Below are 2,285 nucleotides of genomic sequence, written 5' to 3'. Positions count from 1 at the left end.
CACCCGGTGCCGACCACCCAGGCGATCTCCGCGGTGCACCGGCCGTCGCCGTTGCCGTGGGTGGTCACCGTTGCCTGGACCGTCCCGGTGAGGCGGTCGGCCGCGTCCAGCCGGACCACCCAGTTCGCCCAGATCTGACCGGGATCGGGGGAGCCGGCGACCAGCCGCTCGTACCGGCTGCGGAGTTCGTCGGGGCGGAGCGGACGGCCGCCGGTGAAGGCGTGCAGCGCGGGGTCGTCCAGCACCTCCGCCATCTCCTCGGCGTGGGCGGCCTCCAGCGGCAGGAGGGTCAGCCGGGGCGTCCGGACGGTCCCGGGAACGGTGAACACCGCAGTACCTCCTGAACGTCCGTCAGAGATCGCCCGCGACCAGCGCGTGCAGGTGCTGGTCGTGCCAGCCGTCGGCATGGCGGAGGGCGCTGCGCATGGTGCCCTCGACGGTGTAGCCGGCCCTGTCGGCGACCCGGCAGGACGCCGGGTTGGCGGTGGAGTGGCACAGGGTCAGCCGGTGCAGGCCGAGTTCGTCCAGGGCCCACCGGCCGGCCCGGCGCACCGCCTCGACGACCAGACCGCCGCCGCGGGCGTGCGGCAGCACCCAGTAGACGATCTCGGCGCTGCCCGCCGCCAGGTCGACGTCGTTCCAGCCGACCAGGCCGAGGGCCTCGCCACCGGGGCGGGCCATCGCCCAGATCGCCGCCTCCTCGGCCTGCCAGCGCTGCTGCATGCGGGCGATCCTGCGGCGGGCGTCCTCCGCCGTGGGCACGGCGAGCAGGTTCCACTGCCGGATCGCCGCGTCCCGGCCCGCCGCGACCAGGGCACCGGCGTCCTCCGGGCGCCACGGCCGCAGTTCGAGCCCGGCGGAGACGGCCAGCACCGGCTGCGCCGCGGCGGCCATCCGGCCCTCGGGCACCACGGCGGGCACCATGGCGGGCACCACCGCGGGCACGGCGGGCAGGGGCGGGTCGGTGATCACCGACGCATCCTGCCACACCCGGTGCCGCGGCGCGGTGGGCTCAGGCCGGCACCAGGTCCTCGGGCGCGGCCTCCCACTCGATCCCGCCGCCCATCGGACGGACGAAGATCCGCCGGCGCAGCAGCCGCCCGGTCTCGGTGTCCCGCTCGACCAACTGGCCGGATATGGTGCCGCAGCGGCCGTCCCGCCGGTCGCGGACCGCCCGGCCCAGATGCGGGTGGGGCGGACTGCTCACCGAGACACCCATCGCCACGCGCACACCTCCGTCCGCCGCCGGCGCGACGCTGCGCCGGCGTTCGCGGCCGATCATCCCGGCCGCTCCGCGGACCGGCGCGGGCCTTCACGCGATGTCCGCAAGCCCTGCCGATCTCCCGCTCGGACCCCGACATGACGGAGCGTCACCGTGCCGGGTGAGGCCGCTGAACGGGACGGCACCCGCTCCGGCGGCCCGCGTGCCATGCTGGGGCGGCCGCGCAGCCGGCGGCGGGGAGCACGGCGGGGGGAGGACCCGGGTATGGTGCGCAAGACACGGAACGGATCGGCCGAGGCGGTGGCCGGACCGGCCGGCCGGCCGTGGTTCACGGCCAACGAACTGCTGGCGTTCCTGCTGGAGTTGGCGGCCCTGGTACTGCTGGCGTGGTGGGGGTTCGCGGAGGGCGGAGGCACGGCGGGGCGGGTGCTGCTGGGCCTCGGGCTGCCCGCGGCGGCCGTGGTCCTGTGGGGCCTGTTCGCGGCACCCCGGGCCCGCTACCGGCCGGCCCTGCCCTGGGTGCTGCTGGTGAAGGCGCTGGTCCTCGGCGGCGGCGCGGCCGCCCTGTACGGCCTGGGCCACCCCACGGCGGCGTACGTCCTCGCGGGCGTGATCGTGCTGAACACCACCCTCGCCGAGACGTCCCGCCGCCGCTCCACCGGGACGCCGGAATGAGGTCCGTGAGGTCCGTCAGGAGGTGCTTCCGGTCGCCCAGTCGCGGAACAGCGTGAGGGCCTCGGCGAGGTTGGCGGGGCCGCACCTGACGTGGAAGGCCTTCTCGGAGGTCCAGGCCCACAGCCAGTCGTGCGTGCTGCGGTTGACGTCCTGACGGGCGAATTCGCAGTCCTCCAGGTCGGTCTCCTCCAGGTCGATGGTGACGGTCCAGCCGGGATTGTCGAGAGTGGCGATCTTCACGCCCCACTCGTGCTCCCAGTCCTCGTCGCACTGGTCGGCGTACCAGTTCTGCAGCCAGTCGAGGACCTGCGTCGAATCGCTCATGCTCGCAGATGCCAGTGCGACGGCTGCAGGGGTCCGTCCGCCTGCTCGACCGCGCGGTGCCGCG

General features: G+C 75.2%; 5 protein-coding genes. 1 reads left to right on the top strand and 4 read right to left on the bottom strand.

The features are described 5' to 3' along the window. From ABZ641_RS33770 to ABZ641_RS33760, 3 genes are all read right to left on the bottom strand, one after another. A partial coding sequence (locus ABZ641_RS33770) for a GNAT family N-acetyltransferase (protein ID WP_359988096.1) occupies positions 1-329 on the bottom strand: 329 nt, incomplete at its 3' end. Between the two features lie 22 nt (positions 330-351). Next, entirely contained in the window at positions 352-924 is a 573-nt protein-coding gene (locus tag ABZ641_RS33765) for a GNAT family N-acetyltransferase (protein WP_344622478.1), read from the bottom strand. 88 nt (positions 925-1,012) lie between these two features. After that, a complete protein-coding gene (locus ABZ641_RS33760) occupies positions 1,013-1,207 on the bottom strand; it encodes a hypothetical protein (protein WP_344622368.1) in 195 nt (64 codons plus the stop codon). A 279-nt stretch (positions 1,208-1,486) separates the two neighbouring features. Between ABZ641_RS33760 and ABZ641_RS33755 the strand changes: the two genes are divergently transcribed. Then, positions 1,487-1,897, top strand: coding sequence for a YrdB family protein (locus tag ABZ641_RS33755; RefSeq protein ID WP_344622369.1), 411 nt, complete (start codon positions 1,487-1,489; stop codon positions 1,895-1,897). Positions 1,898-1,912: 15 nt separating this feature from the next. Here the strand turns inward: ABZ641_RS33755 and ABZ641_RS33750 are convergent, their stop codons facing one another. Continuing rightward, positions 1,913-2,221 carry an immunity 53 family protein gene (locus tag ABZ641_RS33750; protein WP_344622370.1) on the bottom strand — a complete coding sequence of 103 codons (309 nt, stop codon included), beginning with the start codon at positions 2,219-2,221 and terminating at the stop codon, positions 1,913-1,915. Positions 2,222-2,285 lie beyond the last annotated feature (64 nt).

The organism is Kitasatospora sp. NPDC007106 (assembly GCF_040634455.1).
GTDB classification, from domain to species: domain Bacteria; phylum Actinomycetota; class Actinomycetes; order Streptomycetales; family Streptomycetaceae; genus Kitasatospora; species Kitasatospora arboriphila.
Note: the sequence above shows the minus strand (reverse complement) of the source record. Positions and strands in the feature narration are given on the sequence as shown.